This window comes from Cellulomonas sp. Marseille-Q8402 (genome assembly GCF_965119525.1).
Genome location: NZ_CBCPLX010000002.1, coordinates 990,231 through 1,007,456 on the forward strand (window position 1 = coordinate 990,231; position 17,226 = coordinate 1,007,456).

The 17,226-nt window shown below is 74.4% G+C and carries 14 protein-coding genes and 1 pseudogene; 8 read left to right on the top strand and 7 right to left on the bottom strand.

What is annotated here, in order from left to right; genetic code table 11:
• Positions 1-106 precede the first annotated feature (106 nt).
• Positions 107-775, bottom strand: coding sequence for a PAQR family membrane homeostasis protein TrhA (gene trhA, locus ACWPWW_RS15500; RefSeq protein ID WP_454051235.1), 669 nt, complete (start codon positions 773-775; stop codon positions 107-109).
• A 200-nt stretch (positions 776-975) separates the two neighbouring features.
• On the opposite strand from trhA, the gene ACWPWW_RS15505 reads away from it, so the two are divergent.
• Positions 976-1,737 (top strand): isoprenyl transferase, encoded by a 762-nt coding sequence (locus tag ACWPWW_RS15505; RefSeq protein WP_454051236.1) that lies wholly within the window; start codon positions 976-978, stop codon positions 1,735-1,737.
• Positions 1,738-2,035: 298 nt separating this feature from the next.
• A complete protein-coding gene (locus ACWPWW_RS15510) occupies positions 2,036-3,382 on the top strand; it encodes a PhoH family protein (protein WP_454051237.1) in 1,347 nt (448 codons plus the stop codon).
• A 66-nt stretch (positions 3,383-3,448) separates the two neighbouring features.
• Here ACWPWW_RS15510 and ACWPWW_RS15515 read toward each other — a convergent pair.
• Positions 3,449-4,225: pseudogene (locus tag ACWPWW_RS15515) on the bottom strand (FUSC family protein); the annotation flags it as partial.
• A gap of 322 nt (positions 4,226-4,547) precedes the next feature.
• On the opposite strand from ACWPWW_RS15515, the gene ACWPWW_RS15520 reads away from it, so the two are divergent.
• Positions 4,548-5,030: a MarR family winged helix-turn-helix transcriptional regulator gene (locus ACWPWW_RS15520; protein WP_454051238.1), complete on the top strand. Its 483-nt coding sequence runs from the start codon at positions 4,548-4,550 to the stop codon at positions 5,028-5,030.
• 156 nt (positions 5,031-5,186) lie between these two features.
• On the top strand, positions 5,187-7,292 hold the full coding sequence (locus ACWPWW_RS15525) for a Cache 3/Cache 2 fusion domain-containing protein (RefSeq protein WP_454051239.1): 2,106 nt from the start codon (positions 5,187-5,189) through the stop codon (positions 7,290-7,292).
• Between the two features lie 130 nt (positions 7,293-7,422).
• On the opposite strand, the gene ACWPWW_RS15530 is transcribed toward ACWPWW_RS15525, so the two are convergent.
• Together ACWPWW_RS15530 and ACWPWW_RS15535 are read right to left on the bottom strand one after the other, a co-directional pair.
• Positions 7,423-8,835: a class II fumarate hydratase gene (locus ACWPWW_RS15530; protein WP_454051240.1), complete on the bottom strand. Its 1,413-nt coding sequence runs from the start codon at positions 8,833-8,835 to the stop codon at positions 7,423-7,425.
• A gap of 73 nt (positions 8,836-8,908) precedes the next feature.
• Positions 8,909-9,577: a carbonic anhydrase gene (locus tag ACWPWW_RS15535; RefSeq protein WP_454051241.1), complete on the bottom strand. Its 669-nt coding sequence runs from the start codon at positions 9,575-9,577 to the stop codon at positions 8,909-8,911.
• A gap of 175 nt (positions 9,578-9,752) precedes the next feature.
• Between ACWPWW_RS15535 and ACWPWW_RS15540 the strand changes: the two genes are divergently transcribed.
• The 4 genes from ACWPWW_RS15540 to ACWPWW_RS15555 are packed head-to-tail and all read left to right on the top strand — an operon-like array spanning position 9,753 to position 14,228.
• Positions 9,753-11,051, top strand: coding sequence for a sugar ABC transporter substrate-binding protein (locus tag ACWPWW_RS15540; RefSeq protein ID WP_454051242.1), 1,299 nt, complete (start codon positions 9,753-9,755; stop codon positions 11,049-11,051).
• Positions 11,048-12,034, top strand: a complete 987-nt coding sequence (locus ACWPWW_RS15545) for a carbohydrate ABC transporter permease (protein WP_454051243.1) — start codon at positions 11,048-11,050, stop codon at positions 12,032-12,034. The genes ACWPWW_RS15540 and ACWPWW_RS15545 overlap by 4 nt, the downstream gene beginning before the upstream one ends.
• Positions 12,034-12,882 (top strand): carbohydrate ABC transporter permease, encoded by an 849-nt coding sequence (locus tag ACWPWW_RS15550; protein WP_454051244.1) that lies wholly within the window; start codon positions 12,034-12,036, stop codon positions 12,880-12,882. Before ACWPWW_RS15545 ends, ACWPWW_RS15550 begins: the two co-directional genes overlap by 1 nt.
• A 32-nt stretch (positions 12,883-12,914) precedes the next feature.
• Complete coding sequence (locus ACWPWW_RS15555) at positions 12,915-14,228, top strand: ABC transporter ATP-binding protein (protein ID WP_454051245.1); 1,314 nt, start codon at positions 12,915-12,917, stop codon at positions 14,226-14,228.
• Between the two features lie 129 nt (positions 14,229-14,357).
• Here the strand turns inward: ACWPWW_RS15555 and ACWPWW_RS15560 are convergent, their stop codons facing one another.
• The 3 genes from ACWPWW_RS15560 to xseA all read right to left on the bottom strand — a co-directional run bounded on the left by ACWPWW_RS15560 (position 14,358) and on the right by xseA (position 17,195).
• Positions 14,358-15,293 (bottom strand): carbohydrate kinase family protein, encoded by a 936-nt coding sequence (locus ACWPWW_RS15560; RefSeq protein WP_454051246.1) that lies wholly within the window; start codon positions 15,291-15,293, stop codon positions 14,358-14,360.
• A 67-nt stretch (positions 15,294-15,360) separates the two neighbouring features.
• Positions 15,361-15,606, bottom strand: a complete 246-nt coding sequence (locus ACWPWW_RS15565) for an exodeoxyribonuclease VII small subunit (protein ID WP_454051247.1) — start codon at positions 15,604-15,606, stop codon at positions 15,361-15,363.
• Between the two features lie 242 nt (positions 15,607-15,848).
• Positions 15,849-17,195, bottom strand: a complete 1,347-nt coding sequence (xseA, locus tag ACWPWW_RS15570) for an exodeoxyribonuclease VII large subunit (RefSeq protein ID WP_454051248.1) — start codon at positions 17,193-17,195, stop codon at positions 15,849-15,851.
• Between the last annotated feature and the right edge of the window lie 31 nt (positions 17,196-17,226).

Sequence of the window (17,226 nt, forward strand, 5' to 3'; positions counted from 1 at the left end):
GAGTGTGCCGTGCGCGGCGCGAGGTCGTCGGTCGTTCACGAGGTCGTCCTGCAGGACGGACGACCTCGTGCCGTCCTGACGACCTCGCCGGCGCCGGCGTCCGGCCTCAGAGGATCGCGATGGCCACCGCGGCGTAGTGGCAGCCCCAGCCGACGACCGTCAGCAGGTGGAAGATCTCGTGGAAGCCGAACCAGCGCGGGCTCGGGTTCGGCCGCTTGAGGCCGTAGACCAGCGCGCCGAGCGTGTAGGCCAGCCCGCCGCCCGCGACGAGCCAGACGACCGCCGCGCCGCCGTTGTCGGCGCGGCCGAACGCGGGCAGGAACCAGACCGCGACCCAGCCGAGCGCGATGTAGACCGGCACGTAGACCCACCGCGGGGCGTTCAGCCAGAAGATCCGCGCGAGCATGCCGGCCACCGCGCCGGCCCAGACGATGATCAGCAGCGTCCGGGCGGTCGAGGCGGGCAGCAGGGCCACCGCGAGCGGCGTGTACGTGCCGGCGATGACCAGGAAGATGTTGGTGTGGTCCAGCCGGCGCAGGACGCCGGCGACGCGCGGGGACCAGGTGCCGCGGTGGTAGACGGCGCTGGTGCCGAACAGCAGCATCGCGGCGGCGCCGAACACGGCGGCCGCGACGGTGAGCGCCGTGGTGGGCGCCAGCACGACGAGCACGATCGACGCGACGGTGGCGACCGGGAACATCCCGGCGTGGATCCAGCCCCGCAGCCGCGGCTTGACGACGTCGGCGAGCTGATCGGCGGTCTCGGCGACCTTCACGACGGACCTCCTGGGCGGTACGGGACGACCGGACGAGCCTAACTTACGACCGCGTAGGTTACGGAACCGTAGGTACCACTGCCCGCCGCTGTCGTCCCTGCACAGATCCTCCTCGTGCCGCGCGCCGGACGCACGGGGTCGCCGGGCCGCCGGGCGGTAGCGTGAGCACCGCCCGCCGACCGTCCGAAGGAGTCCCGCACGTGCGCCTGCCCCATCCGCTGTACGGGCTGTACGAGCGCCGGCTCGCCGCGTCGCTCGACCGCGACCAGGCGCCGCGGCACGTCGGGGTCATCCTGGACGGGAACCGCCGCTGGGCCCGGCAGCTCGGGGAGTCGACCGCGACCGGCCACCGCCGCGGCGCCGAGCGGATCGCCGACCTGCTGGAGTGGAGCGAGGAGGTCGGCGTCGAGGTCGTCACGCTGTGGATGCTGTCGACGGACAACCTCACGCGCGAGGCCGCGGAGCTCGAGGCGCTGCTCGGGATCATCGAGGACGCGGTGCGCGAGCTCGCGGCCACCCGGCGCTGGCGGCTGCAGGCTGTGGGCTCGCTCGACCTGCTGCCCGACGCGACGGTCCGCGTGCTGCGCGACGCCGAGGCCGCCACCGCCGACGTGCGGGGCCTGCACGTCAACGTCGCGATCGGCTACGGCGGCCGCAAGGAGATCGCCGACGCCGTCCGCTCGTACCTGGCCGAGCGGGCCGCCGAGGGTGCCTCGCTCGACGACATCGCGGCGACGTTCGACGTCGAGCACATCGCCGACCACCTCTACACCAAGGGCCAGCCGGACCCCGACCTGGTCATCCGCACGTCGGGGGAGCAGCGCCTGGGCGGCTTCATGCTCTGGCAGTCGGTGCACTCCGAGTACTACTTCTGCGAGGCGTACTGGCCCGACTTCCGGCGGGTCGACTTCCTGCGCGCGGTGCGGGACTACGCCGCGCGCGAGCGGCGGCACGGGCGCTGAGGGCCCGCCGCACGACGGCGCGTGACCGCCGGGTGAACATCGTGTTGCAGATCACATCCGCGGCGTGTCGCGCGCGCTGCGCACCCGCGGGCCGGGCGTAGCGTCCCGAGCAACGGACGGCACCCGTCGTCCCCGGGAGGCCAGCCCTATGGAGCACGCGCTCCGGGGGGAGGGCCGGTCGTGGCCCTTCGTCCGGGCAGGCCGCCCTCGTCCCCTTCCCGAGTGCCGCACGAGCCCGTCGTGGCTCGGCACCCCGGGCCCGATGCGGCGCTAGCACCAGCGCCGGAGGGAGCCTGCCGTGGTCAGCAAGCTGGGAACCGCCACCGCCTCGACCGACCAGCCGGAGGGGCGCCGGACGCACGTCCTGGACACGTCCGTCCTGCTGTCCGACCCGAAGGCCATCACGCGGTTCGCCGAGCACGACGTGGTGCTGCCCGTCGTGGTCATCACCGAGCTGGAGGCGAAGCGGCACCACGCCGAGCTCGGGTACTTCGCGCGGACGGCGCTGCGGATGCTGGACGACCTGCGGATCCAGCACGGCGGCCTGGACGCGCCGCTGCCGATCGGCGACCAGGGCGGCACGCTCCGGGTCGAGCTCAACCACACGGACCCGACCGTGCTGCCCGCCGGGTTCCGCCTCGGTGACAACGACACCCGGATCCTCGCGTGCGCGGCGAACCTGGCCGCCGAGGGGTGCGACGTCACCGTCGTGTCCAAGGACCTGCCGATGCGGATCAAGGCGTCGGCCATCGGTCTGCGCGCGGAGGAGTACCGCCACGAGCTCGCGGTCGACTCGGGCTGGACCGGCATGGACACCCTCGACATGGCCGAGCAGCAGATGGCGCAGCTGTGGGAGCACGAGTCGCTCGCGCTCGCCGACCTCGAGGGCTCGCCGACGCTGCCCTGCCACACGGGCCTGGTGCTGCACAGCCCGCGCGGGTCGGCGCTGGGCCGGGTGACGGCCGACAAGCACGTGCAGCTCGTACGGGGCGACCAGGACGTGTTCGGCCTGCACGGCCGCAGCGCGGAGCAGCGGGTCGCGATCGACCTGCTGCTGGACGAGGCCGTCGGCATCGTGTCGCTCGGCGGCCGTGCCGGCACCGGCAAGTCGGCGCTCGCGCTGTGCGCCGGGCTCGAGGCCGTGCTGGAGCGGCGGCAGCACCGCAAGGTGATGGTGTTCCGCCCGCTGTACGCGGTCGGCGGCCAGGAGCTCGGCTACCTGCCGGGCAGCGAGTCCGAGAAGATGAACCCCTGGGCGCAGGCGGTCTTCGACACCCTCGGCGCCGTGGTCAGCCGCGAGGTCGTCGAGGAGATCATCGACCGCGACCTGCTCGAGGTGCTGCCGCTGACGCACATCCGCGGCCGCTCGCTGCACGACGCGTTCGTGATCGTGGACGAGGCCCAGTCGCTCGAGCGGAACGTGCTCCTCACGGTGCTGTCCCGGATCGGGCAGAGCTCACGCGTGGTGCTCACGCACGACGTCGCCCAGCGGGACAACCTGCGGGTCGGCCGGCACGACGGCGTCGCCGCGGTCATCGAGGCGCTCAAGGGCCACCCGCTCTTCGCGCACGTCACGCTGACCCGGTCCGAGCGGTCGCCCGTCGCGGCCCTGGTCACGGAGATGCTGGAGGGCATCGAGCTCTGACGGCCCCGCCGGCGCGGTCGGGGCCGAGGGCTCCGGCCGCGCCGCGGCGACCGCCACGACGAGCCCGACGACCGCCCCGACCGCGGTGTCGAGCGCCCGGTCCAGCGCGAGCGCGGCGGGATCCGCCGAGGCGCCGATCGAGGTCATCAGCAGCGCCATGGGCGTGATCGTGAGCATGGCGACGCCGTAGTGCCGGGCTACGACCAGCTCGGTGACCGTCTGCAGCACCACCACCAGGACGGCGACCGCGGCGAAGTCGAGGTCCGCGCCGAGCAGGGGCAGTGCGATCGCGACGCCGCAGGCCGTCCCCGCGGCGCGCTGCAGCGCCCGCACGCCCATGTGGCGGACGTGGGTGCCCTGCAGGACGGCGGCCGCGCCCATCACGGCCCAGGCGGGGTGGCCCCAGCCCGCGACGGCGGCGACGGTGGAGGCGATCGCGGCGGCGACCGCCACGGTGATGGCGGGGCCGAGCGCCGCGCCACCGGCCGTCCCGGCGCGCACGACGTCCCGCAGCGCGGGCGCGGCCTCGACGGCCCGGCCGCGCCACCGGTCGAGCAGGGCGCCGGCGTTGCACACGACGAGCGCCACGAGCACGCCCGCGAGGACGGTGCCGGTGCGGGCCACGACGTCGCCGGCGCCGCCCGCGGGGGCCGTGCCGGCGCCGGCGGCGAACACGAGGATGGTGGCCCCGGGCGGCCCGGTGCGCAGGGCCGCGGCGCCCGCCGTCGCGCCCGCGGCGAGCAGGGTCAGGGCGGCGAGCTCCGCGACCGTCGGCGCACCGGCGGCGACGAGCGCCGCCATCACCGCGACCGCCCCGGCCAGAGCCGCGCCGACCAGGGCCATCAGCCGCACGCGCCACGCGTAGCCGGAGGAGCGGCCGTAGAGCGAGGCGAGCGCGCCGAGGGCGGCGTAGCCCGCGAGCTCGTGCCGGCCGACCGCCGCCACCAGGACGAACGCGAGGGCGACGCTCGCGCCGCACCGCAGCGCGCCGCCGAGCGCCTGCCGGGTGCTCGGGCCGCCGGCGTGCGGGCGCAGGGCGGTCCGGAGCTGCTCGGGGTGCAGCAGGGCGGCGACGAGGGAGAGGCGGTGCACCCGTCCATCGTACGCGGGATGCTTCACGAGTAAATGATTCGTGAACGAACTCACGGTCGGTAGGGTGGCCGCCGTGGACAGCGTCGACCGCCTGCGGGCGGAGTGGGAGCGCGAGGCGCCGGAGCTGGACGTGACCCCGATCGCCGTCGCGGGGCGGATCACCCGGATCGCCGCGCTGCTGGCCGCGCGGGCCGAGGCCGACCTGGCAGCGGCGGACCTCAGCCGCGGCGAGTTCGACCTGCTGTGCGCGCTGCGCCGGGCAGGCCGGGCGCTGCGCGCGAGCGAGGTGTCCACCATCACCGCCGCCTCCGGCGCCGCGATCACCAAGCGCGCGGACGCCCTCGTGCGGGCGGGCCTGGTCGCCCGAGCCGTGCCGAGCCGGGACCGGCGCGGCGTGCTGCTGGAGCTGACCGACTCCGGTCGTGCGACGGTCGACCGGCTGATGCCGGAGCACCTCGCCCGCGAGGCGGAGGCGCTGGACGGGCTGAGCGCCGCCGACGCCGAGCGGCTCGCGGGGCTGCTGTCGCGCGTGCTGCTGCGGGTCGAGGGCGCCTGAGCGCACCGGCCGTCCCACCACCGGGTGAAGTCGTCCCGATTCGTCCCTTACGCACCCTGGGACCGCTCACATGGGACGAAAGTCCCCCGATGAGACCGGCATCCCGTCGTCGGTCACCCCGAGCCGACGCGTACCCTCTCGGCCCAGGAGACCCCCGTGCCTCTGCCACGACTGCGCACCAGCCTGCGCGCTCAGCTCGTCGCCACCGGAGCCGGTGCCGTCGCCGTGACCGCGGCCCTGCTCACCGCCGTCGGCGGCTGGCAGGTGACCGGGCTCGCGTCCGACGCCGGTGACGACGTGGACCGGCTGGTCAGCGACTCGATGACCCAGACGACGCAGCAGGCGGTGACGCTGGTGGAGACGCAGGTCGCCACCGTGACGGACCGGATGGCGTCCGACCTGCGCGTGGCCCAGCAGACGTTCGCCCAGGCGGGCGCGGTGTCGTTCGGCGCGCCCGAGCACTGGACGGTCACCGACCAGACCACGGGCACCAGCGAGGAGGTCGACCTCCCGCAGCTGCTGGTCGGCGGCACCTGGCTCGGCCACACGGTCGACCCGGCCGCCCCGGTGCCGGTCGTCGACGAGATCAGCTCGCTGCTCGGCGCGGCCGTGACGGTGTTCCAGCGGGTCGACGAGGACGGCGACATGCTGCGCGTCGCCACCAGCGTGCAGAACGCCGAGGGCAACCGCGCCATCGGCACCGCGATCGCCGCCACCGGCGCGGACGGCACGCCGAACGCCGTCGTCTCCTCCCTGCTCGCGGGCCAGTCCTACTACGGCACCGCGCAGGTCGTCGGCCAGCCCTACGTCACCGGGTACGCCCCGCTCGTCGTGGGCGACCAGGTCGTCGGGGCGCTGTTCGTCGGGGTCCCGCAGACGGAGGTCGACGAGCCGCTGCGCGCCGCGCTGGCCGAGGTGTCCGTCGGCGAGCAGGGCTACCTGACCGTCGCCGACGCGAACGGTGCCTGGGTCGTGCCGCCGCCGGGGGCGCAGGCGGGTGACTCCGCGGGCCAGGTCGACGCCGCGGGCGACGCGTACGCCACCCGCCTGGTCGAGGCTGCCGCCGAGCTGCCCGACGGCGAGACCGCGACCGAGCGGATCGACCTCGGCGACGCGGGCGCGGCGTCCGTGCAGGTCGCCCGGTACGCCCCGTGGGGCTGGACCATCGCCGCCTGGGGCTTCGACGCCGACATGCGCTCCGTGTCCGCCGAGCTCGAGGCCGGGTCCGGCACCCTCATGCTCACGCTGCTCGTCGTCGGGCTGGTCGTCGCGCTGCTGGCCGTCGCCCTGGTCGTGTGGATCTCCGGACGGGTCGTCGGCCGCGTGGGCCGGCTGACCACCGCGCTGCGCCGGGTCGCCGACCGCGACCTGTCCGTCGAGGTGCGCGGCGAGGGCCAGGACGAGATCGGCGTCATGGGGGCGGCGCTCGGCGAGGCGATCGACGCCATGCGCGCCGCGCTGACCCGGATGCAGCAGGGCGCGGAGGCGGTGCGCAGCACGGCGGGCCGCCTCGACGGGTCGTCCGGCACGCTCGAGGAGGCCGCGGGCCGCACGGTGTCCCGGGCCGAGGGCGCCGCCGGCTCCGCGTCGGTCGTGAGCACGGAGGTCCAGACCGTCACCGCCGCGATGACCGAGATGCGCTCGTCCATCGAGTCCGTCGCGCAGGACGTCACCGCCGCGTCGGGCGAGGCGGCGCAGGCCGTCGGCATCACCGCCGACGCCGCGTCCGCCGCCGACCGGCTCGCCGCGTCCACGTCGCAGATCGCCGCCGTCCTCGACACGGTCACCACCATCGCCAGCCAGACCCACCTGCTGGCGCTCAACGCGTCGATCGAGGCGGCCCGCGCGGGCGCCTCGGGCGCCGGGTTCGCGGTCGTGGCCGGCGAGGTCAAGGACCTCGCGCAGCAGACGTCCAACGCCATCGGCACCATCGCGCCGGTGCTCGAGGCCGTCACCCGGGACGCCGCCGACGTGCAGGCCTCGGTCAGCCGGATCTCGCAGGCGGTCACCACGGTCGACGGGCTGCAGGGCGCGGTCTCCGCGGTGGTGGAGCAGCAGAGCGCCACGACGTCGGAGATCGAGCGGAACCTGGTGGTCGCCGCGTCGAGCACCAGCGACATCGCGGGCAGCGCGGCCGACGTGGCCGAGGCCGCCGGCCAGGCGTTCGACGGCGCCGCCGAGGTCCGGCAGGCCGTCGTGTCGCTGACCGACGTCGCCGCCGAGCTCGCCCGCGGCGCCGACGAGTTCACGCTCGCGCGCTGACCCGCGGCCACCCGGCCGGCGTGCGCCCTGCGCGGGTGAGCACGAGACACGTCGAGGGAGCACCCACCGGGTGCTCCCTCGACGTGTCGGCTGCCCGCTCGCGCGCCAGGGGCCCGCGAACCCGGGCCCGTCAGCCCTTCGGGCGGGTCATGCTCAGCAGGTCCAGGGCCTCGTCGAGCTGGGCCTCGGTGACCTCGCCGCGCTCGACGTACCCGAGCGCGACCACGGCGTCGCGGACCGTGATGCCCTGCGCGACGGCGTGCTTGGCGATCTTCGCGGCGGCCTCGTAGCCGATCACGCGGTTGAGCGGCGTCACGATCGACGGCGAGGAGCCGGCATAGGCCCGGCCGCGCTCGACGTCGACCTCGATGCCGTCGACGGTGCGGTCGGCCAGCACCCGGCACGCGGCGGCGAGCAGGCGCTCGGACTCGAGCACGGCCTGCCCCATCACGGGGATCTGCACGTTGAGCTCGAACGAGCCCGACGCCCCGGCCCACGCCACCGTCGCGTCGTTGCCGACCACCCGCGCGGCGACCATCAGCACGGCCTCGGGGATCACCGGGTTGACCTTGCCCGGCATGATCGACGAGCCCGGCTGCAGGTCGGGGATGCGGATCTCGCCGAGGCCGGTGTTGGGCCCGGAGCCCATCCAGCGCAGGTCGTTGCAGATCTTGGTCAGGCTGACGGCGATGGTCTTCAGCGCGCCGGACAGCTCGACCAGCCCGTCGCGGGCGCCCTGCGCCTCGAAGTGGTCGCGGGCCTCGGTCAGCGGCAGCCCGGTCTCCTCGGCGAGCAGCGCGATCACCCGCTGCGGGAAGCCGGCGGGGGTGTTGATGCCGGTGCCGACCGCGGTGCCGCCCAGGGGCACCTCGGCGACGCGGGGGAGCGCCGCCTGCACGCGCTCGACGCCCCGGCGGACCGCCGCCGCGTACCCGCCGAACTCCTGGCCGAACGTCACCGGGGTGGCGTCCATCAGGTGCGTGCGGCCGGACTTCACGTCGCCCGCGTGCTTCGCCGCGAGCCGCTCCAGCGACGCGGCCAGGTGCTCCAGCGCGGGGACCAGGTCGTTGACCGCGCCGTCGGTCGCGGCGACGTGCACGGACGTGGGGAACACGTCGTTGGACGACTGGGAGGCGTTCACGTGGTCGTTCGGGTGCACGTCGCTGCCGAGCGACCGCGTCGCGAGCGTGGCGAGCACCTCGTTCATGTTCATGTTCGACGACGTGCCGGAGCCGGTCTGGTAGACGTCGACCGGGAAGTGCGCGTCGTGCCGGCCGTCCGCGACCTCGTCCGCCGCGGCGGCGATGGCGTCGGCGACCGCGCGGTCGAGGATGCCCAGCTCGGCGTTGGCCAGGGCGGCGGCCTTCTTGACCCGGGCGAGCGCGGCGACGTGGCCCCGCTCCAGGCCGGTCCCGCTGATCGGGAAGTTCTCGACGGCGCGCTGGGTCTGCGCGCGGTACAGGGCGGCCGCGGGCACCCGGACCTCGCCCATCGTGTCGTGCTCGGTGCGGTACTCGACGTCGTCGTCAGCATGCGTGCTCATGCGCGGCATCCTGCCATCGCGGGGCGCGCCCGTCCCCGTGGCCCCCGGCCCGGGCGGACCGGGGTGGCGGAGGTCACACCTCGCTGACGGGCTCCTCGCCGACGTCGCCGACGACCGTCGTCAGGCGGGCGCCGCCGTCCGCGAGCGTGTACTCCACGCCGACCACGGCGCACCGGCCCTCGTCGACCGCCTCGGCCAGCGTGACCGAGTACGACCGCAGCATGTCGACGGTGTGCCGCACGTGCTCGTGGCCGAGGTCGGCGGGGTCCATCGTCGACAGGTCGCGCGGGCGGCCCTCCCCGTCCTTGCCGTGCGCCATCCCCACGATGCTCGGGATCACGCGGTCGACCACGGCCCGGACGAAGCCGCGCTGCAGCTCGCCCGTGGTGAGCGCCGCCGTCGCCGCGGCCACCGCGCCGCACGAGTCGTGCCCGAGGACGACGACCAGCGACGCGCCCAGCACCTCGACGCCGTACTCGATGGAGCCGATCACCGTCGTGTCGAGCACGTGGCCCGCGGTGCGGACGACGAACACGTCGCCGAGGCCCTGGTCGAAGATGATCTCGGCCGCGACGCGGCTGTCCGAGCAGCCGAACACCACGGCGAACGGGTGCTGCGCGGAGCTCACCTCGGCGCGGCGCTCGAAGCCCTGGGACGGGTGCTCCATCGCGCCGCGGACGAACCGGTCGTTGCCCGCGCGCAGCGCGGACCAGGCCTCGGCGGGGGTCGTGGTCGGTGCCATGCCCCCATCGTCGCACCACGCGCCAGGTGCTCCGGCACGTGTCCGCAGGTGCGGGGCCCGCGCCCCCGGGTGCTCTCCGGTGGCAGAGGTGCGCGGACCGGTGCACCGTGGGGCCACGGACGTGCGGACATGTCGCGGATGCCCTGGTCGGGCGCCCGCGACCGGCGGAAGGGCGATGAGGGTGCGGAGACGGTCGAGGGCGATCGCCGGGGCCACGGTGCTCGCGCTGGGGGCAGGGCTGGCCGCGTGCTCGCCGGCCGACGACACCCCGGTGCTCACCTGGTACACCAACCCGGACGCCGGCGGGCAGGCCGCGCTGGCGCAGCAGTGCACGGAGGAGGCGGGCGGCGCGTACCGGATCGAGGTCTCGGTGCTGCCCCGGGAGGCGAGCTCGCAGCGGGAGCAGCTGGCCCGGCGCCTGGCGGCGAAGGACGCGTCGATCGACCTGATGAGCCTGGACCCGCCGTTCATCCCGGAGCTGGCGAACGCGGGGTTCCTCGCGCCGGTGCCGGACGACATCGCCGAGCAGGTCAGCGAGGACGTCGCCGAGGGCGCGCTGCAGGGCGCCTCCTGGGGCGACGAGCTGGTGACCGTGCCGTTCTGGGCCAACACGCAGCTGCTCTGGTACAAGAAGTCGGTCGCCGAGCAGGCCGGTCTGGACCCCGCGACGACCCCCGTGACCTGGGACCAGGTGATGGACGTCGCGCGCGACCAGGACCTGCAGCTCGGCGTCCAGGGCATCAAGGCCGAGGCGTACACGGTGTGGATCAACGCGCTGGTCGAGTCGGCCGGCGGGCAGATCGTCGAGACCCCGGAGGCGAGCGCCGAGGACGTGGAGCTCGGTCTGGACTCCGACGCCGGGCGCGAGGCCGCGCGCATCATCGGCGAGATCGGGTCCGAGCGGCTCGGCGGGCCCGGCCTGCCGACCCAGGACGAGAACGCGTCGCTGTCCCAGTTCCAGGGGGACTCGGGGTCGTTCATGGTCAACTGGCCGTTCGTCTGGCCGGCGATGCAGGGCGCCGTCGAGGACGGCACCCTCGACCAGTCGTTCCTGGACGACGTCGGCTGGGCGGTCTACCCGCAGGTGGTGGAGGGCGAGGACGCCGCGCCGCCGTACGGCGGGATCAACCTGGGCGTCGGGGCGTTCAGCCGGCACGTCGACGAGGCCTACGAGGCCGCCGCGTGCATCGTGGCGCCCGAGAACCAGGCGGCGTACTTCGTCTCCGACGGCAACCCGCCGTCCAGCACCGTGGCCTACGACGACCCCGAGGTGCAGGAGACGTTCCCGATGGCGGACGTCATCCGGCAGTCGCTGGAGCAGGCGGCGCCCCGCCCGCAGACGCCGTACTACAACGAGGTCTCCCAGGGCCTCCAGGAGACGTGGCACCCGCCGGTCTCCGTGAACCCGGACACGACGCCGCAGGAGTCGACCGACTTCATCACCGCCGTGCTGCGAGGGGAGCGACTGCTGTGAGTACCGAGGTCACGGGCGCCACGGCGGGCGTCGCGAGGAGCAGCACCCGGGGCGCCGGCCCGGACAAGGCGTCGAAGCCCCGGAAGAGCGACCGCGCGCGGGCCGAGGCCCGGCTCGGCTGGCTGCTCGCCGGCCCCGCGTTCGTGGTGATGCTGGCCGTCACCGCCTACCCGATCGCGCAGGCGGTCTACGAGTCCCTGTTCCGCAACCGGCTGACCGCGCCGGACGACCGCGCGTTCATCGGGCTCGGCAACTACGGCGTGATCCTGAGCGACCCGGTGTTCTGGCAGTCGCTGCTGGTCACGACGATCATCATGGTCATCACCGTCGCGATCGAGGTGGTGCTCGGCTTCGCGCTGGCGATGATCATGCACCGGGCGATCACCCGGCTCCGCGGGCTGCTCCGCACCGCGATCCTCGTGCCCTACGGCATCATCACCGTGGTCTCGGCGTTCGCGTGGTTCTACGCGTTCAGCATCGACTCCGGGTACGTGAACCAGTGGTTCGACTGGGTGCCGGGCATCAGCTCCGACCTCAACTGGTTCGCGGGCACCGGCACCAGCCTGTTCGTCATCATCGCCTCCGAGGTGTGGAAGACGACGCCGTTCATCTCGCTCCTGCTGCTGGCGGGTCTGGCGCAGGTGCCGGGCGACCTCGAGGAGGCGGCGCAGGTCGACGGCGCCACCTGGTGGCAGCGGATGCGGCGCGTGGTCCTGCCGAACATGAAGGCCGCCATCATGGTCGCCGTCCTGTTCCGGGCGCTCGACGCGTTCCGCATCTTCGACAACGTCTTCATCATGACCAACGGCGCGAACGGCACCACCGTGCTGTCGCTGCTGGCGTACCGCACGTCGATCGGGCGGCTGGAGATCGGGCTCGGCTCCGCGATCTCGGTGCTGCTGTTCATCTGCGTGATGATCATCTGCTTCGTCGCGATCAAGATCTTCAAGGTCGACCTCGCGGGTGCACGGGGGGAGAAGTGATGGGCGCGCTGTCCCGCAAGCAGAAGGTGGCCTGGGCGGCCATCACGGTGGCGGTGCTGCTGTACGCGCTGTTCCCGGTCGTGTCGATCATGGCGACGTCGTTCAAGCTGCCGAGCGACCTGACCACCGGGAAGTTCCTGCCGACCACGTGGACGTGGACCAACTACGAGCAGATCCTGGCCCCCGACGGCTCGGCGCAGGACCTGTTCCTGTCCTCGCTGCGCAACTCGATCGGCATCTCGCTGATCGCGACCGCGATCTCCTCGGTGCTGGCCACGCTGGCGGCCTACGCCATCGCCCGGCTGGAGTTCCCGGGGCGCAAGCTGATCCTCACCACCGCGCTCGGGGTGTCGATCTTCCCGGTCATCTCGATCGTCACGCCGCTGTTCAACCTGTGGCGGACCATCGGCCTCTACGACACCTGGGCCGGCCTGGTCATCCCGTACCTGTCGCTGACGCTGCCGATCTCCATCTGGACGCTCACCGCGTTCTTCCGGCAGATCCCGTGGGAGCTGGAGCAGGCCGCGCAGGTGGACGGCGCGACCACCTGGCAGGCGTTCCGGAAGGCCATCGTCCCGCTGGCCGCGCCGGGCGTGTTCACCACCGCGCTGATCGCGTTCTTCATCGCGTGGAACGACTTCGTGTACGGCATCTCGCTGACCTCCACGGAGGCCGCCCGGCCCGTGCCCGCCGCGCTGGCGTTCTTCTCCGGCGCGTCCCAGTTCGAGGACCCCACCGGCGCGATCTCCGCCGCCGCCGTGGTCGTCACCATCCCCGTGGTCGTCCTGGTGCTGCTGTTCCAGCGCCAGATCGTGTCCGGGCTGACCCAGGGCGCGGTCAAGGGCTGAGACCCGCGCGCTGAGAACTCCAGGAGGAGCTCATGGCATCCATCACCCTGACGGACATCGTCAAGAAGTACGGCGACGGCTACCCCGCCGTGAACGGCGTCAGCCTGGACATCAAGGACGGCGAGTTCGTCATCCTGGTCGGCCCGTCCGGCTGCGGGAAGTCCACGCTGCTCCGGATGATCGTCGGCCTCGAGGACATCACGTCCGGGGAGCTGAGGATCGGCGACCAGGTGGTCAACGACAAGGCGCCGCGCGACCGGCACCTGGCGATGGTGTTCCAGAACTACGCGCTCTACCCCCACCTCACCGTGTACGAGAACATCGCGTTCCCGCTGCGCCTGCAGAAGGGCAAGTACACCGAGGAGCAGATCAAGGACAACGTCGAGTACGCCGCGGACACCCTGGAGCTCCGGGAGCACCTCGACCGCAAGCCGGCCAACCTGTCGGGCGGCCAGCGGCAGCGCGTCGCGATGGGCCGCGCGATCGTCCGGGACGCGCAGGCGTTCCTGTTCGACGAGCCGCTGTCCAACCTCGACGCCAAGCTGCGCGGGCAGATGCGCACCGAGATCGCGCGCATGCAGCGCCGGCTCGGCACGACGACCGTCTACGTCACCCACGACCAGACCGAGGCGATGACCCTCGGCGACCGGGTGGCGGTGCTCCGCAAGGGCGAGCTGCAGCAGGTCGCCAGCCCCCGTGCGCTGTACGAGCAGCCGGTGAACCTGTTCGTCGCCGGCTTCATCGGGTCCCCGCCGATGAACTTCCTGCCGGGCGAGGTGCGCGGCGACACCCTGAAGCTGCCGTTCGGCGAGGTGCCGCTGCCCGACGGCCTGCGCGAGCGGCTCGGCGGCCGGGAGCTGGTCATCGTCGGCCTGCGGCCCGAGCACGTCGAGGACGCGCGGGTCCTGGACGACGACAAGCGCGCCACGGGCGCGTCGTTCGAGGCCGACGTCGACGTGGTCGAGTGGCTCGGGTCGGAGCTCTACGCGTACATCCCGTTCGAGACGCACGCCGACGTCGCCCAGAAGCTCGAGGAGCTCGACCGTGACCTGGACGGCGAGGGGATGCGGACGCAGATGATCGTCTCGCTCGGCTCCGAGAGCCGCGTCCGGGACGGCAGCCGCGCCGAGCTGTGGTTCGACCCGAAGCGGCTGCTGGTGTTCGACCCGGAGTCCGGCGAGAACCTCACCTACAGCGTCGAGGACGCGCAGCGGATCGACTCCGAGACGGAGGAGGACCGGCGGGCCGCGCTCGAGCGCGCGCACCGGGACGCCGACGGCGGCGGACGCCCGAGCGACCGGCAGGCCGCGGCCGAGGCGGCGGGCCGGCACCGCGCGGCCGGCTGACCGCGACGCCGGCGCCACCGCGACGCCGCACCCGGCGCACCGCGAGGTCGTCACTCGTGCACGAGGTCGCCCGTCCTGCGGGACGACCTCGTGCCGGAGTGACGACCTCGCGGCCGTCCGGGCTGCGGGTCAGGCCTCGCCGAGGTCGGCGGTGGTGGGCGGGTTGGCGCCGGCGCGGGAGACCGTGATGGCGGCGACGGCCGCGCAGCGGACGAGGACGCGCTCGACCGTGGCCCGGTCGACGGCGCGCAGGCGCTCGCGGGCGTCCGCGCCGAGCAGGCCGGCGGTCCAGAGGCCGTCGACCAGCGCGGCCATGAACGAGTCGCCGGCGCCGACCGTGTCCGCGACCTCGACGGGCGGGGCCGTCACCAGGACCTCGTCACCGCCCGCCGTCAGCGCGAGCGCGCCCTCGCCACCCAGCGTGACGACGACCAGCGACGGGCCCCGGCCCAGCCAGTCCTGCGCGACCTCGACCGGCGCGACGCCGGGGTGCAGCCAGGCCAGGTCCTCGTCGGAGACCTTGACGACGTCCGCCAGCGCGATCAGGCGCTCGACGACCGGCAGCGTCTCCTCGGGGCTGCCCATGAGCGCGGGCCGCAGGTTGGGGTCGTAGGTCAGCGTCGACGTCGCCCGGCGGTCGGCCAGCAGCTGCGCCACCGCGGCGGCGCCGGGCTCGATGACCGTGGCGATCGACCCGGTGTGCACGACCAGCGGGGCCTCGTCGCCCTCGTCCCAGCGCCCCGGGAGGTCCCAGGTGAGGTCGAACTCGTACGTCGCGGCGCCGTCGGCGTCCAGGTGCGCCCGCGCGACCGGCGTGCGGTCGGGGGCCCGGTCGCCGGTCAGCACGTGCACGTCCGACCCGGCGAGGTGCTCGCGGACCAGGTCGCCGTGCGCGTCGTCCGCCAGCCACGTCAGCAGGTCCACCCGGCGGCCGAGCCGGCCGAGCCCGATCGCCACGTTCGCGGGGCTGCCGCCGGGGTGCTCGACCGGGTCGGCGCCGCGACGGAGGACGACGTCCACCAGCGCCTCCCCGACGACGAGGGCGCGGGCGTGCTGCTCGGTCATGGGACTCCTTCGCGTCCGGCGTCGGTGCCGGCTCGGGGACAGTCGGGGGATCAGCGGGCCTCGCCGGTCAGGACGCGGGGTCGTCCTCGCCACGGGCGGCGTCGAGCTTGGCGCGCGCGCCGTCCAGCCACTCCTGGCAGCGGGCGGCCAGGGCCTCGCCGCGTTCCCAGAGGGCCAGCGACTCCTCGAGCGTCGCGCCGCCGGCCTCCAGGCGGGACACGACGGAGACGAGCTCGTCCCGGGCCTGCTCGTAGGACAGCTCGGTGACGCTCGCGGCGTCCGGTGCGGGGGTGGTGGCGCTCACGCCACCCATCTAACCAACGACCCCGGACGCCGTGTCCAGCGGAGTCGTCCGGGGTCGTGTCCGGCGGAGTCGTCCTGGGTGGGCGCGACGGGCGGCCGCGGGGCTGGTCCGGGCCCGCTCGTGGCCGTCGGCGTGCCGCCCGGGAGCGGCACCTGTCCTCCGGCGACGTGGACACCCTCCCGCGGTGCACGCCTCCCGCAGTGCACCCCTGCCGAGCACACCCCGGCCGGCGGGCATCCGTCCGGGGGAGGTCAGGCGTCGCCGTCGGTCTCGGCGTCCGAGGGCCGTCGCCGGGCGGGGGCCACCGCGAGCACGGTCGCCATGAGCTCGCCCCGGGACACCCGCACCCGCAGCGAGTCCTTGGCGGACACGCTCGTCGCGTCGCGGACCACGGTGCCGTCGGCGGTCTGCACCACGGCGTAGCCGCGGTCGAGGGTCGCCGCGGGGGAGAGCGCCCGGACCTGCGCGGCGAGCGCCCGTGTCGACGTGACCGCTCCCTGCAGGGCGTGGTCGAGCGAGCGCCGGGCGTGGTCCCGCAGCCGGTGCACGTCGGCCTCGCGGGTCTCGACCATGGTGTGCGGCCGCGCGAGGACGGGGCGGCTGCGGACCTGCTGCAGGCCGGCGGCCTCGCGGGCGACGCGGTGCTCGACGGCGGCCCGGATCCGGGCGCGGGCCTGCGTGACGCGGGCGCGCTCCTCGCCGACGTCGGGCACGATCCGCTTGGCCGCGTCGGTCGGGGTCGACGCGCGGTAGTCGGCGACCAGGTCGAGCAGCGGGGTGTCCGTCTCGTGGCCGATCGCGGACACCAGCGGCGTGCGGCAGGCTGCGGCCGCCCGGACCAGGCTCTCGTTGCTGAACGGCAGCAGGTCCTCGACGGAGCCGCCGCCGCGGGCGACGACGATCACCTCGACGCGCGGGTCCGCGTCCAGCTCGGCGATGGCGCGGCTCACCTGCGGCACGGCGCTGACGCCCTGCACGGCGACCTCGCGGATCACGAACTCGACCTGCGGCCAGCGGGCGCGGGCGTTGACGACCACGTCGTGCTCGGCCTTGGACTCGCGCCCGCAGACCAGCCCGACGACGGCGGGCAGGAACGGCAGCGGGACCCGGCGCTCGGCGTCGAAGAGCCCCTCGGCGGCGAGCACGCGCTTGAGGTGCTCGATGCGGGCGAGCAGCTCGCCGACGCCGACCGCCCGCACCGCGTCGGCGTTCAGCTGCAGGGTGCCGCGCTTGGTCCAGAAGGTCGGCCGTGCGTGCACGACGACGTGGGCGCCCTCGGCGAGCGGGGTCTCGGCGGCGGCGAGCACCTGCGCCGGCAGGGACACGGGCAGCGACATGTCGGTGTCGGTGTCGCGCAGGGTCAGGAACGCGATGTTCGCGCCCGGCCGCCGGTTGAGCTGCACGACCTGGCCCTCGACCCACAGCGCCGACATCTTCGCGACGTAGTCGGCGATCTTGGCGGACAGCAGCCGCACCGGCCAGGGACGCTCGGCGGTCGTGTCGGCGGCGCGCACCGGGAGCTCGGTGGGCGCGGCGGCGGCGGGGGCTGCGGAGGCTGCGGAGGCTGCGGAGGAGGCCGCGGCGGAGGACTGCTGCACCGGCCCAGCCTGTCATGCGGGCCCGACAACG

What these genes read in the sequence shown, in the direction of transcription:
- ACWPWW_RS15530 (WP_454051240.1), bottom strand. Translation starts at nt 8,835, where the DNA reads ATGAGCACGCATGCTGACGACGACGTCGAGTACCGCACCGAGCACGAC.
- ACWPWW_RS15535 (WP_454051241.1), bottom strand. Translation starts at nt 9,577, where the DNA reads ATGGCACCGACCACGACCCCCGCCGAGGCCTGGTCCGCGCTGCGCGCG.
- ACWPWW_RS15540 (WP_454051242.1), top strand. Translation starts at nt 9,753, where the DNA reads ATGAGGGTGCGGAGACGGTCGAGGGCGATCGCCGGGGCCACGGTGCTC.
- ACWPWW_RS15550 (WP_454051244.1), top strand. Translation starts at nt 12,034, where the DNA reads ATGGGCGCGCTGTCCCGCAAGCAGAAGGTGGCCTGGGCGGCCATCACG.
- ACWPWW_RS15555 (WP_454051245.1), top strand. Translation starts at nt 12,915, where the DNA reads ATGGCATCCATCACCCTGACGGACATCGTCAAGAAGTACGGCGACGGC.
- ACWPWW_RS15560 (WP_454051246.1), bottom strand. Translation starts at nt 15,293, where the DNA reads ATGACCGAGCAGCACGCCCGCGCCCTCGTCGTCGGGGAGGCGCTGGTG.
- ACWPWW_RS15565 (WP_454051247.1), bottom strand. Translation starts at nt 15,606, where the DNA reads ATGGGTGGCGTGAGCGCCACCACCCCCGCACCGGACGCCGCGAGCGTC.